This window comes from Helicobacter sp., from assembly GCF_014799995.1.
Lineage (GTDB): Bacteria > Campylobacterota > Campylobacteria > Campylobacterales > Helicobacteraceae > Helicobacter_D.
Map to the genome: position 1 here is coordinate 14,220 of NZ_JAAVGY010000035.1, position 22,334 is coordinate 36,553.

At 30.4% G+C, this 22,334-nt stretch carries 20 protein-coding genes; all 20 read right to left on the minus strand.

Annotation, left to right across the window (positions count from 1 at the left end):
- Positions 1–94: 94 nt before the first annotated feature.
- Positions 95–853 (minus strand): transglycosylase SLT domain-containing protein, encoded by a 759-nt coding sequence (locus HDT10_RS04875; protein ID WP_290880641.1) that lies wholly within the window; start codon positions 851–853, stop codon positions 95–97.
- Complete coding sequence (locus HDT10_RS04880; RefSeq protein WP_290880644.1) at positions 850–1,314, minus strand: hypothetical protein; 465 nt, start codon at positions 1,312–1,314, stop codon at positions 850–852. The genes HDT10_RS04875 and HDT10_RS04880 overlap by 4 nt, the downstream gene beginning before the upstream one ends.
- A complete protein-coding gene (locus tag HDT10_RS04885) occupies positions 1,311–1,481 on the minus strand; it encodes a hypothetical protein (protein ID WP_290880647.1) in 171 nt (56 codons plus the stop codon). Before HDT10_RS04885 ends, HDT10_RS04880 begins: the two co-directional genes overlap by 4 nt.
- A 71-nt stretch (positions 1,482–1,552) precedes the next feature.
- Positions 1,553–1,783: a hypothetical protein gene (locus tag HDT10_RS04890; protein WP_290880649.1), complete on the minus strand. Its 231-nt coding sequence runs from the start codon at positions 1,781–1,783 to the stop codon at positions 1,553–1,555.
- Positions 1,784–2,147: 364 nt separating this feature from the next.
- Complete coding sequence (locus HDT10_RS04895) at positions 2,148–2,924, minus strand: hypothetical protein (RefSeq protein WP_290880651.1); 777 nt, start codon at positions 2,922–2,924, stop codon at positions 2,148–2,150.
- A complete protein-coding gene (locus tag HDT10_RS04900) occupies positions 2,924–4,318 on the minus strand; it encodes a 3'-5' exonuclease (RefSeq protein ID WP_290880654.1) in 1,395 nt (464 codons plus the stop codon). Before HDT10_RS04900 ends, HDT10_RS04895 begins: the two co-directional genes overlap by 1 nt.
- Before the next feature lie 3 nt (positions 4,319–4,321).
- A complete protein-coding gene (locus HDT10_RS04905; protein ID WP_290880657.1) occupies positions 4,322–4,762 on the minus strand; it encodes a YopX family protein in 441 nt (146 codons plus the stop codon).
- A 98-nt stretch (positions 4,763–4,860) separates the two neighbouring features.
- Positions 4,861–6,669 carry a hypothetical protein gene (locus tag HDT10_RS04910; RefSeq protein WP_290880659.1) on the minus strand — a complete coding sequence of 603 codons (1,809 nt, stop codon included), beginning with the start codon at positions 6,667–6,669 and terminating at the stop codon, positions 4,861–4,863.
- 34 nt (positions 6,670–6,703) lie between these two features.
- Positions 6,704–7,372 carry an AAA family ATPase gene (locus tag HDT10_RS04915; RefSeq protein WP_290880661.1) on the minus strand — a complete coding sequence of 223 codons (669 nt, stop codon included), beginning with the start codon at positions 7,370–7,372 and terminating at the stop codon, positions 6,704–6,706.
- A gap of 1,458 nt (positions 7,373–8,830) precedes the next feature.
- Positions 8,831–11,197, minus strand: a complete 2,367-nt coding sequence (locus HDT10_RS04920; protein ID WP_290880663.1) for a hypothetical protein — start codon at positions 11,195–11,197, stop codon at positions 8,831–8,833.
- A complete protein-coding gene (locus HDT10_RS04925; protein ID WP_290880664.1) occupies positions 11,194–11,955 on the minus strand; it encodes a hypothetical protein in 762 nt (253 codons plus the stop codon). The genes HDT10_RS04920 and HDT10_RS04925 overlap by 4 nt, the downstream gene beginning before the upstream one ends.
- Before the next feature lie 211 nt (positions 11,956–12,166).
- Positions 12,167–12,565: a hypothetical protein gene (locus HDT10_RS04930; RefSeq protein WP_290880667.1), complete on the minus strand. Its 399-nt coding sequence runs from the start codon at positions 12,563–12,565 to the stop codon at positions 12,167–12,169.
- A 247-nt stretch (positions 12,566–12,812) separates the two neighbouring features.
- Positions 12,813–14,627 carry a TraM recognition domain-containing protein gene (locus tag HDT10_RS04935; protein WP_290880670.1) on the minus strand — a complete coding sequence of 605 codons (1,815 nt, stop codon included), beginning with the start codon at positions 14,625–14,627 and terminating at the stop codon, positions 12,813–12,815.
- Positions 14,628–14,661: 34 nt separating this feature from the next.
- The gene (locus HDT10_RS04940; protein ID WP_290880672.1) at positions 14,662–16,008 is read right to left on the minus strand and encodes a transcriptional regulator; all 1,347 of its coding nucleotides are present in this window, start codon (positions 16,006–16,008) and stop codon (positions 14,662–14,664) included.
- Between the two features lie 24 nt (positions 16,009–16,032).
- Positions 16,033–16,383, minus strand: coding sequence for a hypothetical protein (locus tag HDT10_RS04945; RefSeq protein ID WP_290880674.1), 351 nt, complete (start codon positions 16,381–16,383; stop codon positions 16,033–16,035).
- Positions 16,380–17,834 carry a Fic family protein gene (locus HDT10_RS04950; RefSeq protein WP_290880677.1) on the minus strand — a complete coding sequence of 485 codons (1,455 nt, stop codon included), beginning with the start codon at positions 17,832–17,834 and terminating at the stop codon, positions 16,380–16,382. The genes HDT10_RS04945 and HDT10_RS04950 overlap by 4 nt, the downstream gene beginning before the upstream one ends.
- 76 nt (positions 17,835–17,910) lie before the next feature.
- The gene (locus HDT10_RS04955; RefSeq protein ID WP_290880680.1) at positions 17,911–18,252 is read right to left on the minus strand and encodes a hypothetical protein; all 342 of its coding nucleotides are present in this window, start codon (positions 18,250–18,252) and stop codon (positions 17,911–17,913) included.
- Between the two features lie 116 nt (positions 18,253–18,368).
- A complete protein-coding gene (locus tag HDT10_RS04960; RefSeq protein WP_290880682.1) occupies positions 18,369–18,785 on the minus strand; it encodes a hypothetical protein in 417 nt (138 codons plus the stop codon).
- Between the two features lie 921 nt (positions 18,786–19,706).
- A complete protein-coding gene (locus HDT10_RS04965) occupies positions 19,707–20,612 on the minus strand; it encodes a type VI secretion system baseplate subunit TssG (RefSeq protein WP_290880684.1) in 906 nt (301 codons plus the stop codon).
- On the minus strand, positions 20,609–22,333 hold the full coding sequence (gene tssF, locus HDT10_RS04970) for a type VI secretion system baseplate subunit TssF (protein ID WP_290880687.1): 1,725 nt from the start codon (positions 22,331–22,333) through the stop codon (positions 20,609–20,611). Before tssF ends, HDT10_RS04965 begins: the two co-directional genes overlap by 4 nt.
- Position 22,334 lies beyond the last annotated feature (1 nt).

The following is a 22,334-nucleotide window of genomic DNA, read 5'->3' on the forward strand; positions in this document are numbered from 1 at the left end:
TGTCTATAAACTCTTTTATAAATAAAATTCCTTGAATTTTTTTAAAGCAATTTCTAAAGCTTCTTTCTCACTCATTTCATTCCTCCAAAATCCTTTAAAAAACTCTTTTAAACTTTGTATAATAATCAAAATTGGATACTTTTCTAAAGCCTTTGTTGTAACATTCTATGGAATCTTTCATCAGTGCTTTTTTTGCAATACACTCCTTTAAAACAAGTGTGGCTTTTTGTGTGTTGTAGCTAGGATTAAAAATATAAGGAATCTCGGATTTATTGAAATTGACATTATTGATTTGCATTAATCCCACATCTATTTTTAATGTTTTATCTTGCAAAAGAATTTTTAAAGCTTTTTGCAATTCTTTTTCACTTCCTTTAAAATTAATCAAATATCTATCTTTGTATTTTTTGACGCTTTTTTGGAGATTCTTAAAGTGAAAATTTGTGTGTTTTGCGGTAAAGCTGATAATTAATGGATTAAAATTACTTTCAATTTTTGCTAAAGTGTAAAGAATCCTTTTATCAATATCATTTTGCATTGAGGCTAATTTAAGCGCATTGGCTATTTCAAAATCATCATAAGAAAAACAAGGCAATAGAGAAAAAATAAAGAGAAAGATTCCAAAAATAAATTTTCTAAAGCAATAGGCAGTTTGTGATATAATTGTGCTAGGGTATTCACCGCAGGTTGATGCCCTGTGGTGAAAATTTATGCCCCAAAAGGAGCTAAGATGGACACCATAAAATTCATCTTGGTTGCAATTATAATGCTTTGCTTTATAATTGTCAAGGCTTATTAGCTTTTGCGCCTTTATGGCGCAACCTTGATGAATTTTACCTGCTATTTTTTTCATCTCAACAACATTCCAAAGAGATTAAATTTAACGCAAATAATTATCAAAAGAATAAAGCTAGAAAGAGAAAGAAAAGGGCTTATACCTTTTAAAAAAGAAAAAAATATATTTTCTCCGCCTCCGCCTTTTTTTGCACTTGATTTTGCATTCAAAATTTCTCTTTTGCCCTCCTCAAGCATTTCTTTTTGTAAGGCATTAAAATCCTCTTTAAGAAGTGATTTTAAAAATTCTGTATAATTGTTTCCACTATTTTTACTTAACTCTTTCTCCAATCCTATTACAAACTCGCTTGTAGAGCTAACGATATTGCCAACATTAGAATTTAGATTATTTAGATTATCTGAATGCGCATTCTTGATGATTTGAATGTGCGAAGCATTCACAAGTGTATCCTCTTTAAGCTCTGCGACTTCTTTCTGTAAATTAAAAGTAAGGCTTGTAATTCTTTCTAAAAGCGTCAAAAGTTCTGCTTGGGATTTTTTTCTTTTGTATCATCAGTTTGTAAATTTTTTTCTAGTTCTTCTTTGGAATCTAAAAGCTTCATTTTTCTAAAATCTTTTACTTCTCTACCTCCTCTAATCTCTATCTTGGGAGTTTGATGAATGTGCTTTTGATTTTTATTTTTCATATTTTTACCTAGTTTTATCCAACTTCGCTATTGCAAAGGAATTATAGAAATTCCTCTGCCTTGCTCTCTTTTTATCTAACTGCTTCTTTCCAAAAATCATTAATTACTTGGAAAATATAATTCGCATCACCAAAGAGAGCTCTTGAAACAATCGTTGCGACAATCGCATAAACAAAGAATCCCACGATTGCACTAATAGCAGTAACAACATAGATTTTTGTTGTGTTTTGTTCCTGCTCTGATTTTTTCTTTTGGAAAGAATATCCCAATATCGCACCAGCAATAATGCAAACAAAAGGCAAAACAACACCAAAGCCCCAAATAATACCTGTACCTAAAGCTTTTTCCCTGCTTTATCACCACTGCTCAAAATATCATTGACTGCGTCAAATTCATCTGCCTTAAATATGAGCTAAACAGCATTAATAAACCAAAAATCAAAGCAACCTGCAAAAAAGCTTTGAGCAACGACTCTCTATGTAAATTTTTTAACATCACAAATCCTTTTAACTAAAATTTGAAAAGGATTGTAAGAAAAAAGAAAATTTAAAAAATTAAAATTGACTTAGAGTATTGCAAATTGCAATATTGCTCTAAAATATTATAATGGTATAATATCATAATATATAATATAGAATAAATAGATATTGTAGGTAATTAAATAATTTACCTCCTACCTATCCTCTTTCTAATTCTTGTAAGATTGCGATTCTTGCTTTGTAGATTGAATTTATATTGTGTTATATTTTCTTTAAATGATTCTATTTTTTGTGTAATATTTTTTACGCTTGTTGTAAATTTATTAAGTGAGGTTGCTGTTTCTTTAAAAGAATTTTCAAACTCCATTAAAAGCTCTTCTATTTCTTCATCGGCTTCAAATTCTCTTTTTTCTTTTTGCTTTTGATTATAATCAATCATTGTGTTTAAATCTTGCACTCTTGCTTTGGGATTAACAAGGAATACTTTCAAAAAATGTTTTTTACTTAAAGCACTCTCTACGCTTGTTTCATATTTTAATTCTACTAGAGTATGAGCAATAATAGATTCTGCTTCTTCACATTTAATACCTACAAATTGTACATGGGGAGAGTTTATCTCCCTATCTTGCAAATGAATCTCTAATACTCCCTCAATATCCCTTTCTAAAAGCCTCTGTTGCAAAAGACTTAGAAGCTCGTCTATTGCTTCTTGCGTTACAATAATATTCCTAGCCCAGATATTCGCAGTTCTCACATAACCTTTTTGCTTTAAATAGGCTAGAAATTCAGCTTTTAAATTTCTCTCTCCTGTAAAAAGCGTATTTGGGTCATTTCTTTTTACGAAAACTTCTTGCATTTGTGTTAGAAAATATTGTTTTGCTTTTTCATCTTTTATTAACACCAAAGCATCTTCAATCTCTCTTAAGAAGCTTTTAGATTCTGCACTTCTAGCGTTTTGAATCATTAAAACCCTTGTGAATCGTTTTGACTTGAGTAAAAGATTCTATTTCTACTTGTATCTATCAATTGATTTTTAGCCCTTGTGATTGCCACATAAAAAAGATTTCTTTCTTGCTCTAAATTCAAATATAGCTCTTGTTTCTTTTGTTTATTTTTTTCTTTGATGAAATCTTCTTGTAAATCCTTTAGGGGAGAAAAATCATTATACAACTCTACACTATCCCATTCAAGCCCTTTAGCCTGATGAGCATTAAGAATGAAATTCTTTGCGCTTTTATTATAAAAAAGCCTTTTTGCTTTTTTTGAAATTTCATAGATATTTAACCCTTTGTTTAAAAGATTTAAGGCACTAAGCAACTCTTTGTCTTGACATTTGTTAATATATTCATATAATTCCTTTGTGGTAGAAAAGTTTTTAAAGTAAGCATATTCTTGTGGAATCAAATCAAACTTAGCACTTTTAAAATGAATAATGGCATAAAGCGGAGCAAAAATCTTATCGGGCTCTTTTAGCAAAGCATATTCCGCTTCGTTTTCTATCTGATTAATAAATTCAATAATGCCTGCGTTTGTTCTTGTAATAATCGCTTTATTGTTGGGTGAGATGTTTTCATTACAATAAGATTGCAGTTTTGTAAATCTTTGGTCAGTAAAATTTTGTAAGAAAAAATTTGCATAATCAATAATTTTTTGATTACATCTGAAGCTTTTGCTTAAAGTGGTTGTATAGGTTGGATTAATAATTTTAAAAGCATTTAACGAATGATTAAAGCCATAGATATTTTGAAAAGAATCCCCGACTAAAACTTTCGCACAACGATTTTGCAAAAAAATTTCAAGCATTGTTGCATTAGTGTCTTGTGCCTCATCAAGCAAAATGCAATCGTATTTTTTCTCTAAATTTTTATCTTTTGCTAAAGCATAATATTTTAAGTAAAAGTTATGAAACATTGGCAATTCTTTATTCAGCACTGCTTGGTAAATTTCTTTTATAAACTTGGGTTGAGATTCTAAGGATTCATTACTTTTTAAAAAATCATTAAAACTTTTTAAGGCTAAGATTAGCTTATTATTTTCTGCAATAAAGATTTTTTGCAAATCAAAAATATTAATGTTGGGGATTAACTTAAAGCCTCCCAATGTCTTTTTAGCATAAGATAAAGCTAAAGAATGTAAAGTTTTTACTTCCACATTTTTGGGGAATTTACCTTTTGATTCAACAACAATTGCTTTGTTAAATGCAAGATACAAAAATCGCTTATTAGAATTTTCAAGTGCAATTTGTTTTAAAGTATATGTTTTTCCGCTTCCCGCACAAGCTTGAATGCTTAGAATCTCATTTGGCTTAAGATTCTTTGACAATTCTATAATGTGGAGTTGTTCTTGTGTGAGATTCATTGTTTATCTTTTTTTCTTTGTTTTGTTAGTATTGCTTTGCTCTATGGAATTATCAAGGAGATTTTTATTCTCGTGAATATTGCCGATGACTTTAAGTCGGTAATCCTCCTCTTCTACAAGGTAAATTAGAGAACCTCTATAATCTCCGCCTCTTGTAGATAGAAACCAAGTGCCCTCTTTGTGTTTCTTTACAATTAACACATTATCACTATAATTGCTTACTGCTCTAACAATGTCGTTTTCATAAATTTTTATTTCATCTACATCTTTTAATCCTGTCCAAAATTCAACCTCTAAAGATTCTTCCTTTAATTGTTGAAGTTCGCCTGTGATAGTATGAATTCTATAAATACTTCCATTAGTGCTTAAAAGAACCTCTCTATCTCCATTGTATTCTTCAGCTTCATTATCCCACACTCTAACATTCAAATCTTTTAATTTCATTTTTCCTCCTTTATTTGTAATTTATTTTGCTCACTTTTTTGTGCTTCTGCTTTTTTATGAGTTCAATTGCTTATCAAAATAAAAATATTTAGCCATATTTAATCCCCCAAAATATCTCTACTTCTTAACTTTTTTGACTTTTCCTCATTTGTATTTTTTGCTAATTCTTTACGCAGTGCTTGAGTGAAAATATTTTCAATCTTATTTTCTAAAGAAAGAATTTTTTGTTTAGATTCTGTTATTGCTTCTTGTAAGTATTTATTCTCGGTTATCACTTTTTCTAATTCAAGCTCTTTTTTAAACTTGTCTTTCACCTCTTTTTTAAGCTCATTTAACTGCTCCATAAATCCTTGTTCTCTTGTTTTTAAATATTCATTTTGAGATTCTAACTTGATTTTTTCATTATTTAACTCTTTGTTTTTGTTGCTTAATTCTTGATTTTCATTATCCAATTCACTGATGGTTGCCTCTTGCTCGTTAGAATATTTTTCTAACTCTTTTAATTTTATCTCTGTTTCTACCACCTCTTTCATTTTTTCTTCAAATTCAAATCTTAAAGCAGTCATTTCATTAATCTTATTTTGCATTGTGCCTTTTAATTTAGAGATTGTTTCCTCTCTTTTTGTAATTTCATCGTTAAGTTTCTCTTGTAAGTTATAAGAGCTTTTTAGCTCCGAAGTCAAACTTTCAATCTCTTCTTCTTTTGATTTAACATTTAAAATCTCTTTGCTGAAAAGCAGAGTAGCAAAATTTATCGTATCCTCATTTCTATATTTCTGCTGAATGTTTTTGATTGCTTCTAATATGCTTAAACCATCTCTTAAATTCGCTTTTAAGTCCTCATAAGCATTAAAGCTATCTTTCTTTGCTTTTTCAAGCCTTATATTTGTTTTTTCAATCTCTTTTTGAATATACAACTCAAAACTATCACTAATGATTTGCTGAATTTCCTTTTCTGAATTTTTTATTTTGCTTTCTGATTGCTCAATATTTTGAGAATCTTGATTCTCCAATCTAATGCTTTTTAAGTTATTAAGTCGCGGAAGAGTTTTTTCTTCTAATGCTTCGTTCTTGGATTCTTTTTTCAAGGAAGCTCTTAAAGAATCTCTTTCTTCTTTTATTTCGCCTTTTGCCAATTCTACTGCTTTATTGTTTAGCTCTTGCTCTTTTTTTAAAGATTCTTTTTTAGTTTCTTTTTCCTCTTTTGTTAAGCTTCCCCAATAAAGAATTTCGTCAATATCTTTAATAACTTCTTTTGTGCTTCCGCTTACCTCATAAGTATAACAAAAGCTCTCTTTGATTCCAGATTCTTTTAGTTTGCGTGAAAAATCAACAAGGAATCTAGTAAGAATAAAATTATTATCTTTGGGTTCTTTGAAGTTTTCTAATAATTGCACTTTTTCTGCTCTTGCATTATGCAACAAAAGCTCATCATCATAAAACATTGCTCCCTTTTTATGATAAATAAGACTAACTCTCTCTTCCTCAATATCTTTAAATTCCACCAAAGAAACACCATTAGTTAGAATAAAAGTATCTTTTATAACACTTAAGGCGGAATTATCATTTAAGTGTCTTAAATCAAGATTCAATTTGTAATATTCACTATCATTAATTTCTTTGAGATTGCGTTTGAACAGATTTACAGCTCTAAAATCAAATTTATCTAAATTTTGCTTTGTTGCTATATCATTTAAAATTCTAATCTCTTTGTTAATCGCATTGTTTAGTTCAAAAATATTATTAAACTCTTCATAATAATTGATTCCGATACTTTCTAAAAAATTCATATATTCATATTCGTTATCTTGATAAAATATCTTTAAGCTATCAAGCAAAGCTCTTTTAGCAAGATTCTTAATATTCAATTCATCAAAATTGGCTCTAAAAACACTAATCGGTATCATTGTCGTATCCTTTTTTATTATGATTCTAACTAAATTAATCTGAATTGTTGCAATAAGATAAAAGCTCATTATAAAGCATATCAATTTCTTTTTTTGCCTTATTGCTTTCCTCTAACTCAACAACACTCTTTCCCTCAAACACAACATTTTTATAAATTTCCCTTTCATAAATAATTGTGTTGGCTATTTTAATGTTTTGCGGAATCTGTTTTTCGTTCAAATACTCTTTTAAATCGTTGATTTTCTTTTCTAAAAATGGATTTGGGGAAGCCCTATTGATTAAGATTAAAGCCTTTAGTCTTGTATTAATCAACGAGCATTCTTCAACGAGAGTTAGCATTTTATTTAAAACCGCTTGGTCGTATCCACTTGCTAAAGTTGGAATAATGACTAAATCACTGATTATTAATGCTTGTCTCATCTCTTTAGAATCTCTACCCCCAGTGTCAATGATGATACTATCATATTTATTTTCTAAGCTTTTGGCTTCTTTTGCAAGACTATCGCCTATTTTAGACATAGAATTAAAAGGCAACTCTAAATCATTATTGATTCTAAAATCAATCAATGTTTCTATGCTTCTTTGGGGGTCAGCGTCAATGAGCATTAAATCAATTCCCTCTTGTGCAAATTTGAAAGCTAGATTTGTCGCTATTGTTGTTTTACCGCTTCCACCTTTTTCATTGACAACAGAAATTATCATTTAATATCCTTTTATGGAATAAATTTTTAATATTATATCATATAATTTTATATTAGTCAATATGATATATTTTAATATGATATGATATGATATTTAATACTTTTAAAAGAAATTTTATGTATAATGCGAAAATTCAATCGTAGCTTTAGCCACGAAAGATTATTAAATTATTGTGGATTGAAATATGGCAATTTTTATTGTTTTAGCGTTCTTTTTTGGAGCTGGATTTTTCCTCTTTGGATTCTTTTCTTTTAGATGCTTTATGAATGCTTCTACAATCTGAAAGAAAAGATTAAAACTAAGATTCTGCGTTATATTTATATGGCTCTTGCAGGATTGCTTAGTTGTTTAGTAATATTTTTTTGTATTTTTAATGATTTCAGATATATCAAGATTTGTTGAGATAGAAGTAGCAATGGTATTTAGAATAATTATTTCTCCAATATTTCTCTTGATGTTTGTCTTTATGTTTATAGACAAGATTCTATGTAAAGTTAGAAGACAATAAGTAATGGAGAAAATCAATAATTCAATTTGAGTTTTAGCCACTCATTAAAATCTTTTATGGTAAAATCAAGATGGCTAAAATAAGGAGTTTTTCGGTTCTCCGCAGGGTTAAAATCCCTTAAAAACTGAGAAATCAAGTTGAATTTCTTAAGATTTAGGCTTTTTCAATCATTTTAATAATCATAATAGAAGCTCCAAAAAAAGCCACTAATGCAAATATGGCACAAAGTATTCCTATCATTATAACTCCTCAATATGATTTAAAATATTATATATTCTTTTGCCTAGAATATATAATATAACAAAACTTAAAATAACCCCCAATGCAATGAGTATTCCTTGTATTAAATTAATATGACTATAATTGAGAACTGAATATCCAAATATACCAAAGATTGCAGTCAGAAAAGCTAATATTAATGCCTTTAAAATATCAACCTCTAGCTTAATTCTATCTTTTTTACTCATATTGGAATTATAACACAAAATTTATTTAAGCATAGAAAAACCTGTTTCACAACCCCTTAAAAACCGAGAATCAAGCCATAAAAATTCTTTTTGATAATTTTATTTGGTTGCTATTTTAGCCACGAGCAAAACAGAACCCGTAAAAATCACAATAGCTAAAACAAATATTATAGCGAATGCCATTTATTCCTCTTTTTCTAATTTATCAAGTTCTATACTAAATTGCTTGGCAAGGAGTATTAAGCCTAGCAATAATACAAAAATACCGATTGCAACCGCTACACTGATTATTTTAGTGAAATTTTGATAATTCAATACAGAATAACCAAGAATACCAAAAAGGGCGGTTAATAGAGTAACAATGAGCGTTTTAAATAAATCTAATTTTGCTTTTATTTTCTCTTTTCTACGTCATAAGAGAATTATAACACAAAATTTAAATAAGTATAAAAAACCTGTTTCACAATCCCTTAAAAACAGAAATCAAGCCACAAAGGCTCTTTTTGCCAAATTTGCTTCAATGCCTTGCGCTATGACATCATCTTGTTTGCCATCAATCCCTACTAAGCTCATTGCCCAACTTGGTCCTGAAATAATGAGTTTCCACATAATGTAAGAGGAAGCTAACTTACCAAAAATCACTAGAAGTCCTGTAATCGCACCTATAACAAAATTGGTATGGAAGTTATACCAACTTGTCTCAATCCCGCTAAACTGCTCTACACTCATAAAAATGAAAATTTCATCTATTAAAGTATGAACAAACAACGCAAGGTAGATAAAAAGCACGATTAAAATAGGTTTAAAAAATATCGCGATTCCACTTACTAAGAAATCTACAATTTTATTCATTCTTTTTGTTGCAAGAGCAAAGGCGACTACAAAGGGCGAAATGTAGAAATATTTGCAGAGGGATACAAGATAGGACACAAAAACAATAATGGAAGCGGTGGTGCAAACAAGTAATGGCACTTTTTCAAATGTCCATTCCAACAGTAAAATGCTAATAGCATATGCGGATATTGTTGTTACTGCTCCAACAACCCAGCCTATTATACCTCCCATTACAGAACCAACGACAGGAATAGCAGAGCCAATTCCAGCTCTAATTGTCGCAGTAAGTTTTGTTTGATTATCTTTCACAAAATCTTTAATAGCACTTGCACCGGGCAACATCATCCAGACAAGCTTTCCTGCTAAAGAACCTAATAAGCTATCATTAATTTTGCCTTTAGATTCTCCTTGTGTATATCCTTTTTCAGAAAACTCTTCAACATTCTTTTGATTTTTTTCTGTGGCTTCTTTTACATCATAATTAACGACTTGATCATCTGCAAAAACAAAAGTTTGCGCTAGGATTGCGGAGCTTGGAGTGATGAGAGAGTTAATCCAACCGAGCTGATTTTCTCTTGTATTAAAATAGGAATCTAGTCTGTTAATTTTGTTTTTAATGTTTTCGCTAGAATTGAATTTTTTGATTCCATTAAGTTGAGTTTGAACTCTGTCTAAATCATTTTTAGCTTTTAGAATCTCTACTTCTAAAAAGATACAAGCTTCTAATGATATGTCCTGTTCTTTTCCTGCAATTTGATTAAAATCTTGCCGATACACTTCTTTGAATTTTTCTTTTTCTTCTTCTGTGAGAGTTGTAAAATAGGATTCATTTTGTGCAGAGTAGGGCTTGGTATATCTTTTTGCACAGGTGTTATTGTAGATGTTTTCGCCCTGCGTTGCGATATATTGTTTTTCATACTTTTGGTTCAAAAGCGAAACAACTCCAGCATAGTTGATACCCCCTATGCTCTTGTAAATTTTATCCATATAGGTTTTTCCACCAATCGCACTTGCCATATCGGCTATTTTTGTGGATTCTGTTGTGAAATATCTAATGGTGTTTTGAACCATAGTGGAATGCGCTGTCCCATTTGCTTCAGGAATAGGCATAAAGAATGTTCCAACCATTAAAAGTGGAATATAGAATTTGTGCAAATAAGGCTGATTGCTCGCACTCTCTCCACGATTCTCTAAATAGACTTGTAGTTTGTTTGCCCCTATGCTTGAGATATAGAATCCTCCGACTACCACAAAAAGCAAGATTTGTAAATGCTGATAGACTTTTTCCATATTCATAAACAAATCAGAAAAATAAGCCATATTGTTTTTATTAAAACCATCAATCGCAGAAGTTTTCTGATATTCTTTGCCTGCGATGGATGTTGGTAGTTGAGAATCTTGCCACCAATTGTTTGCATTCTTAATTAGTCCATCAATAATGTTTCCTTCATTACTGATTTGGTCGTGAATAAGAGAATTTGTCCCCCTCCCACTTATTTTTTCCAAGCTTACAAAATCTAAACCATTTTTTAGGGTTAAATGTCCTAAATTCTTTGTTTGTTCTCTGTCTATGATATTAGGATTTAATGTTGCGAGGGAGGATAAAAAATGCGACATTGTCAAAGAATCACTCTTTTCTGTGTATGCGATTTTGGATTCTAGGAAGTCTTTGTTTTGATTCAAAAGACTTTTAAAAGATGTTGCTTCTGTCTCAAGCCCTTTTCTAACTTCTTTTCTGCAAGTCGCATTGGTTTGATTTGCGCTAAATTTCAAATCTAAATTCAAATCTGAAATTTCATAAACTTTACAAAAGGTTGTTCCATTGGCAAAATCAAAGCCTATAATTTGCGTTGCATAGCCATTATTGACTTTTCTACACTTCCATTCGCATTTAGAATTTTCGACAACAGAATCGTTTAAAGGAAAGACTTTTTTCATCTCCTCTGTATCGGCGGTGGCATTGTTTGCATAAAGAATATTTAAAGACAATAAGAGACAAACTATAATTTCTTTCATTTCCTTCTCCTTTTAATTTGGTATTGTGTTTTTAAATAAGAATCTTGGGATTCTTGATTGTCTTGAGATTTATCAATCTCTAGTGTATCTTTTAAAGAAATAGTATTTGTGGGATTGGTTAAATTCTGATGAATATTGTTTAGTTTGTTTTTAAAGTTTGAAAAAAGTTTGCTTTGGTTACTTTGATTGCTTGAGTTTTCTTGATGATTGGAATTGTTTGAGGAATCCTCTTTGTTTAAAGAGGAAGTTACTAGATTCTTTGGAGTAAGCGTTACTCCATTTTGTTGGTAAGCTTTAAGGGCTTGTTGCTTGTAGTATTCAGATTGTCGTATAAGATGATTTGTCTTTTTTAGGTTTTGCTCTCTTACTTGTAATTCTTGGAGCGATACTCTGGCGTCAAAATCTCTTCTCCATATTTCATCACCATTGACTCCACAAATGCTTTCGCGTCCCTCGCAAATGCTTCTGCTTCCTGTCTGAATTTCACTGCTTCTTGCAATTCTCTTTCCGATAATTCCTCTAATTCGTCCAATGACATTGCGGGTATATCTTTCCACGCTTGTGGAATCTGATTGCTTGATAGGATTTGCATTTTCTATCTCCTTTAATTCTTTTTGAATATTAATTTTATCAAAATATTCCTTGCTATTGGGTTCAAAAAGATAAATTTCTGCATTATCTTTATCAATGACAAAATGAAAATTTGTCTCTTTTTCTAACTCTTTAAGCTTTAAGAGTAATTCAAAGTCTGGATTCATTTTCTGCTTCTCACCATTTTATAAACACTACTCCATTTTTGAAAAAGAAAAAATCACTTTGTTATTTTGTGTGTCATTTTTGAAATAGCTCTTTCTCCAATAGTCTTTGCTATGCCAATAGGAGTAGGGTTTTTGGCTACATCAATCCCTGCTTTTACAACATCTTTTGTTGTTATATCTAGGGTTGTATTTTCTCCTTGTTCTTGACTGCCTAATTTATTTTTACAATTCCAAAGGTTAAATCTTGCACATATTTGTTTTGCATATTTTTGCCAATCTGTTCTCTTGCCTCTTTACTAAGTGTTTGATTCTGTTCTAGCTCGTTTGTCATTAATGTAAAAAGTTTTTCTTTGCTTAGAGATTCATTGATTTTGAGCTCTTTTAATAATTCTTCGTTTTTATCAGATTTTTTCTTGAAAAGGTCGTTTAGCAAGTCTTGCAAAAATGCGAAAAAGGTTTTATCGCATAAGGAATCATCACTATTAATTGAAATTTCAGTATTTTTCAAATTCTTATCAATCTTACCAAGATTGTTTTTAAATTTGCTAAAAATTGAATCTTTAGGATATTCTAACTCTTTGTGCATTGCTTCTGTTGCCATTTCTGTCATTTTTAGCTCCATTATTTAAGTATAAAAATTTCGCGATTATAGGAAAAAGAGAGAAGCTAAATATAAAAATTAGCTTAGAGTATTGCAAATTGCAATATTATTTTAACAAGATTATAATAATATCATATTAAATAATATAATGTTATACAATATAACATAATATGATATTATATCATATTATATAAAATGTGAAATTTTAATTTTATAAGTGGGAGTATAGCTAAAATTTTGTTGTTTTTTCACCAAATCAACTCGCCTCCATTTTTTCTAATATCGTTTTAGCCTTGTTAAAAAACTCCCTCTTGCTCACATATTGTGTTAAAGGGATTTTCTCATCACTCATACCTTGATAAGTTGTTTTCTTTCCCATTGAAAGCAGTGAGGATTCTGCTTGAGCAATGGCTCTATGTAATTTACCATTAGCAAAGATTATCATCTCCCCATTATTCATATTAACCACTTCATTATGTTCTATGGCATCTCTTTCTTCTACTTTATAAGTGTCCTCTACTGCTCCTTGTCCCTTAACAAACTCTCTCCGCTTTACAAAGTCCCTACTCATCACTTTGATTTTTTCTACCATTTTGGCATAAAATTCTGTGGTTTCGGGGTGCATATTTTTCATTAAAATATGCACACCTGTTACATCTATAATCTCTTTTCTTTCATAATCATTTTTTGCTACGACATCAATTTGAGCAGGACTTTGAAAAAATGGAAAAATAGAAATACCAAGACTTCTGCTCTTGGATTCTAATCTCCCAAATCCCTCTATTACATAACTGCCTAATTCATCCAAGAAACACGCAAAGGGAATCTTTGGTTCTTTTGCGAATTTTGCCTTTTGCGCCGCAACGCCCTTAATGAGCCCTAAAAGCAATCGTCCTAATTCTTTAGGCGTAGTGTCAGAATCCATTGTAGGCAGTGTAACAAAGATAATTTTATTTCTTTGCGTGGCTTCCCATAGACTAATATCTGGATTAGGAGCATTAAAGATTCTACCATAATCAGAGCTTAGATTTGTTAGCACATTTCTCCAAGCTCCGACACAGACAGAGACATCATAGATTCCTTGTCCCTCTCCGCTTGTTTTTTTATACATTTCCTCAACCCATTTTTTATCTTCCTTATTGCCATTTAAAAACTCTTGAATATCTACTTCAATCGTAGAGCTCACATACTTTACAAAATCCATAATGCCCACATTCTCTCTTGCTAAATGTTTGTAATTAATAGCTTCTTTGACGAGTGTAGTTAGACTCATCATATTCGTTAGTGCAGAAAAGTCAAAGATAAAATCTTTTTCATTGTCTCTCTTATATACCATAAGCTTTAAGACGCATTTCATAAACTCTTTTTGTTTTTCTTTCCATTCATTCTCTTCACCAATAAGCAGTGCAATTAAAATCTCATAAATACTCAAAGCTCCACCACTAAGCAAGGGATTAATTGTGTGGGTATTATCCATATCTAAGAAGTTTAGATATACAAAGTCATCTTCTCTACCTAAAGAAGCGACAAGCCCATAAATCTCTTTAGCAAATTCATCTGTTCCTTTCCCATCTACTATCATCATTCCGCCACCAAGCAATGTGTATTGCTCTATTAATCCTTTCATTAAAACCGATTTACCTGCCCCAATGGTTGCCATACAAAGAAAATGTCTTTTCATCGTTTCAGCATTAATAAGCAATGGACGAATTTTATTATTGGGTGCTTTTCCACTTTTAACTGCATCACCATAGAATTTTTTAACTTCAGTTCCTAAACATAAAAGATAGTCTTTATTGCTCTCATTTGGAATTACAGCCTCTTTGGTGTCTTTGGGTTCATCATAAAGATAGAGTGCGATTCCACAAGAAAAGGCTAGAATCGCAGAAACATAAAGATAGAGTGATATGTTAAAATTATTCATAACAAAAGAAGCAAGAAGCGAAAGTGCGATTCCAATATACATTAGCATTAAAAGGAATTTCTTTGGAATCTCCTCTCTACTTAGATATTCTACTAAAGTGTATTGTTTGGGCTTAAAGTGTTTGACATTAGTGTGTATTACTTCCATTTGTTTCTCCTTGTTTAAATTAATTTTCTAAAATTTATTGTATTGTCCTTAGATTCTTTTTAGATATATCCTCTTTGGTTGTGTTATCGGATTCTTGATTTTGAGTGGGGGTTTTCTTTAAAGATTTTTCTATTCTTGTACTTTGTTCTGCTTGAGCTTCATCTATTTTTTCAATCAATGCATTAAGGTTGGGTTGGGCTTGTGCGGAGTGTTGTCTTTTTTCCTCTATAAATCTCAAAGCCATTTTGGCTCTTTGTTGTATATGAGATTCTATGGGTTGTAACCATTCCTCGCTTAAATTAAATTCTTTGTGTCTTTTAAAGGTGAAGTGAGAGAGTTTTTCTAAGTTTGGGATATGTCTTTCTTCAGCAAAAAGATTTAATTGTTTATCAAATTTAAAATCAAAATAACTTATATCATTTATTAAATATTTTGAAATATTGCCAAATTGACTTTTATTCAAAGTTGCCATAAAAGATAATCCATTATCAAAGATTGGTGCAGGGCGCAGAATCTCGCCTGTATTGTTATCTACAATCATCCCAAAGTTACCTAAATGTCTATCTTTATTGCAAATTAACGCATCAAAAAGCATTAAATTTTCAAAAGATTCCTTGCCATAGATATTAGAAATTTCTATCATCAATCTTAGTTTATTGTATTGTTTTGGCGATTCTTTTAACAAATAGTGTATCGGCATATACCCCTCATTTTCATTGGTGAAAATAGGACAAGCACTCACAATTTGATTATGAAATAATTTCAAATCATAAGGCACATAATCAAACTCCATTACTTCCGCAATTTGTGCCATATAATATTCGCTATATGCTTCTCCTATGCTATCATCATTTTTGGTTGAACCTTTATAGAGGTAAATTTGTCCATTGTCTCTATGCCAACATTTCTTTAACATTCCATTGGTGGTATATTCAGGGGAACTAGTAAATCCTTTAACTTTTGTTAGATTTAATCCAAAGGCACTTAAAGCAAGAGCCTCACTAAATTCATTCTCATAAAGATTAAAATCTTTCCATTTGTAATTTTTATCGCTTGGGATAATCCAATAAGAATCGTTAAGAGATAATCCAAAAGAGATGTCAATATATGCTATTGGGTTATAATCTTTATCTTCAGGTATTGAAGCTAAAATATTTTCAGCAAATTGTCTATTTTGTGGCACTTTTCTATGTCTTATCCAAGATTCCAAAGAACTTAGCAAATCGCTTTGTAAGATTTGTTTAGGCAATGCGTTTTTATCTATAATTGAAGCGTCTTTAAGAGAAACATAACTAATGGTTTGTCCCTTAAAAGTTTCAATATCTTTTTCTACTTCAAACTCTAAAACCACTTTGTCTTTGTTTTTAAGTAGGTATTTCATTATCTTTTCCTTTTTGCGCTCTATCTATTCTTTCACAGATTTGATTGTATTTACTATACTTTGAATTTCATTCTGTTGCTTGAAATAAAAGTTTTGACTTTTTTCATTGATATTTTTATTTTTCTCTAGGTTTAATAAAATTTCATTTTCTCTTAATGCGCTTTCTTGCGCTTTGATAATCTCATTATCTAAAAGCGCATTTAGCTCCTCTATGCTTGTAAAAATTTCTTGTTCTTGACTATTATAAGATTTTTTTCCTTGTTCTGCCTTTTGACTTCCTAAATAAGAATCTCTACAACCACCACAAGCAAAGCTAAGGTGAGGAATACTTAAAACTAAAAGAATCGTGAGTGATAAATGGCTAAATGCTTTCATTTACATTTCCTTATTTTAGATTCTACGCTATTTTCTGCAATATTAGAATCTTTCGTAAGATTTTTTGTATTCTCTTGCATTAAGTCTTTTGAATTTTGCATTTTTTGAATACTTTGTTGATTGGATTCTAAGATTTGCATTCTATATTCAATAGAGTCGTTAGGATTAAAGTTTTGAATATTCATTTGTTTATTGGGAATTATAGTATGGGTTTTGACAATTTTATTTTTAGAATTATCAAATATAAATACTTTATCACAAAAAGGAATCACTTTTTCTAAATTTTCAAGTGATTCTTTGAATCTTCTTTCAATAAGATTTTCATCAATGTTATGCCCACCTTTTTTAACTCTCTGTGCTACTCTATTTTTGGCAATCTCCACAGAATCTACTTTGACATAGTAAAGATAAATGGCATAATCACACTTTTTTAGTTTTTGAAAAAGAGCAAGAATACTAGAGCCACAGAGCGTAGTTTCAAGATTAAAATCATAGGAGTTTCTTATATAAGAATTTCTCAAATTGATTGCAATTTTAGAAGCACGGATTTGGTCTTTTTGGTTTTTCCAATCCCCAAATGCGCTGACGATTTCATCAATATTAATGCGTCTTCCAAAATCATTTTTCTGCTCAAGCTCATTGTAATAGAGAGTTGTTTTACCTGCTCCATTCACTCCAGCAAAGATATAAGCATTTTTCATTGTATTGATTCCTCTTATATTGGGAGAAAATGCAAAAGAATTTTGTTGTATTTGTTCTATCAATCCCAAACTTCTCCCTTGACAATACTCTAAAAATGACACAAATTGCTTTAAATTATTATCGTTTTGATAAGCATTGAGACATTCTAAATATTTGCTTCTATTTTCATTTTCAATGAGTGGCGGAATGAGGTTGTTTTGAATACATTGAAAGCTCATTAAAAGTCTGCCTGTTCTGCCATTGCCATCAGCAAAGGGATGGATTCTCTCATAAAGTGCGTGAAACTCGGCAATTTGTTCTAAAGTTAGTTGATTACTTGGAAATCTATAAAGTAAATTTTCTATTTCTTGCGAAATTTTGTGTGGCAATGTAAGTTCTATCTCTGCGCCCACGATTCTTGCTTCATCTGTTCTGTATGCTCCAATAGGTTTTCTGATTAGTTGCGGGCTTATCCTTTGTGCATTAGAGAAAATCAAATAATGCAAATCTTTTATAAAAGAGCTATCTAATGTTTTACTTTTATCATTTGCCTCACGAATGATTACATCATAAGCCTCTGCAAATCCTAAAATAATAAGTTGCTCATCAATAGGCTTATTATGAGCAGTTCTCCCTGTTTCAAGCAATGTTTTTGTCTCTCCATAGTTTAAAGAGATTCCCTCTATGGCATTGCTATGGTGCGTAATACTAATACGCAGAGTTTTAAACAATTCCTCCCTTTGTAATAGAGTTAAATCACTCAACTTCATTGTTTCATTTCCTCTTTGTAACTTTTAGTGGATTATAGCAAGTTGCAACTAAATTTGTCAGTTTCATTTTGTGCTTTTATCTCTTATATTTCGTCCTATCACTATCATTTTCTAAGGCATATTTTTCATCAAAAAATTCTTCTTGAGGATTAATGTTTTGTGATTCCTCTTTTGCAAAGTCTTTTATTCTACCTTTGAATTGAATAAACTTATAATAAAGCACTGCACCTTTGAGCTTAACACAATTGAGATTTAACAAATCCAATGCTCCAAGCAACTCTCTTTCATTTGGATTGGTTGCTAAAATATCTAAATTTGCTAAAGAGATATTAAATTTATAAGTGTATTTTTCCCATAAATCCATTAAGAAAAACTCTGCATAATTGCCATTTTCTACCAATGTTTTTTCATAATCCACTCTTGCCTCTAAATCTGAAATAAATCCTTGAATCTTTTTAAAGACGACACTAAAGACTTTGGAGTTTTCAATCTCTTGAATATTTTGTATCTTAGTGGGTTCTATTTCTTGAAAATTTAAATTGTTAGATTTGCAATTTTAAAATCACTATTTGGTCTTACCAAAAGTGCATTGTTTTCATATTTCAATACTGCCATAGGAGAACTTGAATCAATATGAGAAATTATACTTCCAGCAGGAAGCAATAAAGAAAAAGTAAAATAAGGGTGCAAAGAAATAGAATCCATACTAGCAATAGGACGAATCACGGGCTTATAATTGATTTCTTTTTGAGAGAATCTATCAAAAGCCTCTTTGACTTCTGCTTCTTTTTTCTGCACTGCATTAATATCTTTTGGATTGAGATTTAATAAAAACTCATTTGCCCTTAAATCACTTAAATCTTGGTTGTTGTTTTGATTTAATTCTCTTTGGGTAGGAGCTATGAAGTTTTTAGGTTCTAAGGGATTAGCAAAAGAACAGCTAAATGCCAAAAATAATGTAAAGAATATGAATCTGAAATTTTTAAAAGAATTGGCTATAACGCCGTTTGGAGTTTGCCACAGGCTGAACTCCTGTGGCTTAATCTTAACTCCTGAAAGGAGCAATAAAAAGTGTAAGTTACAATGTTTATTGTCAAGGCTATTATACTGCTTTGCATTTTTTGTGTCAAGGCATTTTAACCAAAATTCCGCTTCGGCGGAGTTTGTAATAAGCTTCCCTGTGGTATTTAATGTTTTTTCATATTCATCCTTCCTCCTTTGTTTTGGATTTAAAAAACTCTTTTTTTAGCTCTCATCTCTTTTTATTGTCTTTTTCAATCTCTGGACAACTTTCTTTGTCCAAACAAAAACCACTTACAACCCCGCTTCCCTTTAATAAACAAAATGGTTTTAATCTTAAATCAAGATAGAAAATAATGCGAACACTTAAAAGCAAGAAATACTTAAAGACATAAGCTAACAAAAAATAATCTTTTAATAAGAAGCTTAAAGCTAGAGTAATTATTATCAAGATTCCAACACCCACTTTTCTAGCAAGATTTTCTAAGAAATTTACAGCATAAACTAAAAATAAAGCTAAGATATAAGCACTTAGGGTAAATTTATTAAAAGCAAAATCCCAAATGCTAAAGGTAAAATAAAAGATGATTAAAGCTAGAAATCACGCGAGCATAAGAGGTAGTTACTAAAAACACTAGAAATGCAAAGGTTATTTTAAATTTATCTGCCCATCTTTCATTTCTGCTGCATTGCGCTAGAAAAATATCCTCAAGTCCCTTACATTTAGCCGGCTTTCCTAAATTGTCCTATTAATGAGGCTTTGTTTTCTCCGACTTGCCATTTTTGCAGTTGAACCTATTAGAATTCTTACCTTTCTAGCTTGGTTTTTTGATACATTTGATATTTTGCAAATTACTCATATAATTTTATACACATAAGATGAAAATCTTTTTTAGGCTTTCCTAATAATTTCCCCCAACCTAGCTTTGCTACACTTTGATCGCCAAGTATGAAAAGTAATTTATCGCTATAATTGATTTTTATATATAAATCCACACAAAATTCGTTATTAGTGAGAAACATAACACTATTTTTTAAATCCACGTGTTTTTCTTTTTTGGGAAGATATTCTATCGCTTCTTGGTGTTCAATGTCTTGAATCAAAATTGCTATTTTGTTTTGGTGGGATAAGAATTTATTGCCAAGAATAAAGTTTTTTCCTAATATGTGATTTTTAATGCCTAATTTATTCCGTTGCGATTTTGCAATTAAGATTCTATGGGGGATATTTTCTATAATTGATAGTTTGCCTTGAAGATTAAAATTGCTTTGCAAGACTCTTTTTATATAATGTTTAGGGCGTCTTAAGCTTAACAAAAGGGGGGAGAAAGGCAGATATTTTTTAGCAGTATTCTTGTCTGTAATGCCAAGCATTGAAAATAAAATGTTTGAAATAAAATCGCTAAAATCTTTTTGAAAGGCTCTTGGATAATTTTTAAAATTTATTGTTTCAAAAAATATCCACAGGATATAATGATTGAAAAAATCAAAAAATAGTGTCCAACCCTCATCATTATCCTCATTGCGCGATAGTTTATCAAGCATATAAGAGGGCAAGTGAGAATTGATTCCATGTAAGCCCATAAAATTTACAATCACTTGAATTAAAAATTTATTATCTAATTGATTAAACTTGATTTCTTCAATCTCCCTATTTGGGTGTTTGAGTTGTTTATTGGTTCTTAAAAAAATTTCTTGTTTATTATAATTTTGCAAAAGATTCTTTAAGAGCCTGTGAAAGGAATAAGAGGGATTCATAAAATTGGCTTTTTTCCAAATGAAGCTGGATAATAAAACGTTTCTTTAGAATCTAGGCAACGGATTTTCAATTCACAAAAAGAATTAATACTTGCAAATGAGGAGAGAAATTTAGAAATTACAAGTCCTAGCTTATAGACTTCTCCTAAAGAATAAAATTTGGAATCTTGAATATAAAAAATAGTTAATATTCCCTTTTTTGTGATACATTCATCTACCAAATAGGTACTATTGCCCTGTATATCAACAATGGATTCCTTTAATAATTTGTAAATTTCTGCATTTTCTTTATCTTCTAAAAAGCTATAAGCTTCAAGAACGTTAAAAAATGAAGTCTTATTTAACATCGTTTGGTAGTTAAAAGATAATATAGAAACAAGCTTCCATAGTAGATTATCCATATTATATTTTCTCATGGGACTTGGTATTTTGATATTTTTAGTGTGTGTATCTTTAATGGTGGAGGTCTGAATATCGCCAATATTTAAGAGTGTGGGAAGATTCTTGTTGCAACATAAAGTTTCAATGGTAATAGTTTCTGTTTGGTTGCTTGTTGAAAAGAAAGAGATTTCTTTATATGAATCTCCTTTTGAATTTACTTTATCGGAGATAGAATAAAACTCATTTTTGTTTTCTTTGAGAAATTCAAATCGTTCAAAACTATTATAACTCTTTAGCATTCTTCTACCTGTATCACTATTGTGCGCTTTTACTTGCAAGATATTGATAATTTCATAAGAATCTAGTTGATTTCTATCAATAAAGATTCTATACCCATCTCTATTGTGGTGGTTAATAATAGGCTCTGCACTTTTTTGAAAGATATTAACGATGGGGGTTACCCCAAGAAAAAATAATCCTTTCCTTAAAATACAATTTTTTGGCAAATGTTTATCAAATTTAAATTCTATACTAAAACTCTTTCCCAAGCATTCTCTTAATACTTCTAGACCCGTGATTGCGATGAAGTTGAATTTTTCATTAAGAAAGAAATATTCCCTTAACAAAGAGAACGATTCAAAGCCTAGCTCATTGTAAGATAATGTGCTCTCGCTAGGAGAGAGTCCCATTGTTTTAACATTATAGATGCTTAATTTAAATTCTTGATTGGTATCTAGTGATATAATTTTTAATTCTTTTAGATACAAATGAATATATAAAAGTAGGCTACTTGAAGTATAGACATCATCTCCTAAGTAAATATTTAACCTTGTAAGATTAAGATCACGAATAATAAAATCTTTATTTTCATTGATTTTAAAATTTAAATTCAAGGTTTGATATTGTCTATCACTACTAAGAAATGTATCTTCAATACTTAAAGGATACAAAAAAACATCATAAATAGTTTTAAAAATACATTCACATTTATTAATGGGAATAGATTTTACATAAGTTCCTTTAGGTATGAAAATATGCTTTTCTTTGCTATTTTCGTCCATTTGAAATTCTTGCATAGATAAAGAGGGTAAGGCACTTGTATAGTTTGGGGCGATAATGTTTATTAGCGATTCAGCTATGTAGGGGATATTGCGGTCCATTTCTTGATGAATTTTTGAAGTCAAAACTGCTAAATTTTCGATAATTCTTTCAACATCTGGATCTTTGCTATCGTGCGCTAAGAATGGGGCTAATTTTGGATATTTTTGAGTAAATAGCTTTCTTGCTTCATAGAGATAAGCAAGTTCTTTTTGGAAATAAAATAGATTATCTTGATTCATT

Bases quoted from the DNA above. Each gene is read 5' to 3' on its own strand.
- HDT10_RS04875 (WP_290880641.1), bottom strand. From the start codon at position 853: ATGAAAAAAATAGCAGGTAAAATTCATCAAGGTTGCGCCATAAAGGCG.
- HDT10_RS04885 (WP_290880647.1), bottom strand. From the start codon at position 1,481: ATGAAAAATAAAAATCAAAAGCACATTCATCAAACTCCCAAGATAGAG.
- HDT10_RS04895 (WP_290880651.1), bottom strand. From the start codon at position 2,924: ATGATTCAAAACGCTAGAAGTGCAGAATCTAAAAGCTTCTTAAGAGAG.
- HDT10_RS04900 (WP_290880654.1), bottom strand. From the start codon at position 4,318: ATGAATCTCACACAAGAACAACTCCACATTATAGAATTGTCAAAGAAT.
- HDT10_RS04905 (WP_290880657.1), bottom strand. From the start codon at position 4,762: ATGAAATTAAAAGATTTGAATGTTAGAGTGTGGGATAATGAAGCTGAA.
- HDT10_RS04910 (WP_290880659.1), bottom strand. From the start codon at position 6,669: ATGATACCGATTAGTGTTTTTAGAGCCAATTTTGATGAATTGAATATT.
- HDT10_RS04915 (WP_290880661.1), bottom strand. From the start codon at position 7,372: ATGATAATTTCTGTTGTCAATGAAAAAGGTGGAAGCGGTAAAACAACA.
- HDT10_RS04920 (WP_290880663.1), bottom strand. From the start codon at position 11,197: ATGAAAGAAATTATAGTTTGTCTCTTATTGTCTTTAAATATTCTTTAT.
- HDT10_RS04925 (WP_290880664.1), bottom strand. From the start codon at position 11,955: ATGAATCCAGACTTTGAATTACTCTTAAAGCTTAAAGAGTTAGAAAAA.
- HDT10_RS04930 (WP_290880667.1), bottom strand. From the start codon at position 12,565: ATGACAGAAATGGCAACAGAAGCAATGCACAAAGAGTTAGAATATCCT.
- HDT10_RS04935 (WP_290880670.1), bottom strand. From the start codon at position 14,627: ATGGAAGTAATACACACTAATGTCAAACACTTTAAGCCCAAACAATAC.
- HDT10_RS04940 (WP_290880672.1), bottom strand. From the start codon at position 16,008: ATGAAATACCTACTTAAAAACAAAGACAAAGTGGTTTTAGAGTTTGAA.
- HDT10_RS04945 (WP_290880674.1), bottom strand. From the start codon at position 16,383: ATGAAAGCATTTAGCCATTTATCACTCACGATTCTTTTAGTTTTAAGT.
- HDT10_RS04950 (WP_290880677.1), bottom strand. From the start codon at position 17,834: ATGAAGTTGAGTGATTTAACTCTATTACAAAGGGAGGAATTGTTTAAA.
- HDT10_RS04965 (WP_290880684.1), bottom strand. From the start codon at position 20,612: ATGAATCCCTCTTATTCCTTTCACAGGCTCTTAAAGAATCTTTTGCAA.
- tssF (WP_290880687.1), bottom strand. From the start codon at position 22,333: ATGAATCAAGATAATCTATTTTATTTCCAAAAAGAACTTGCTTATCTC.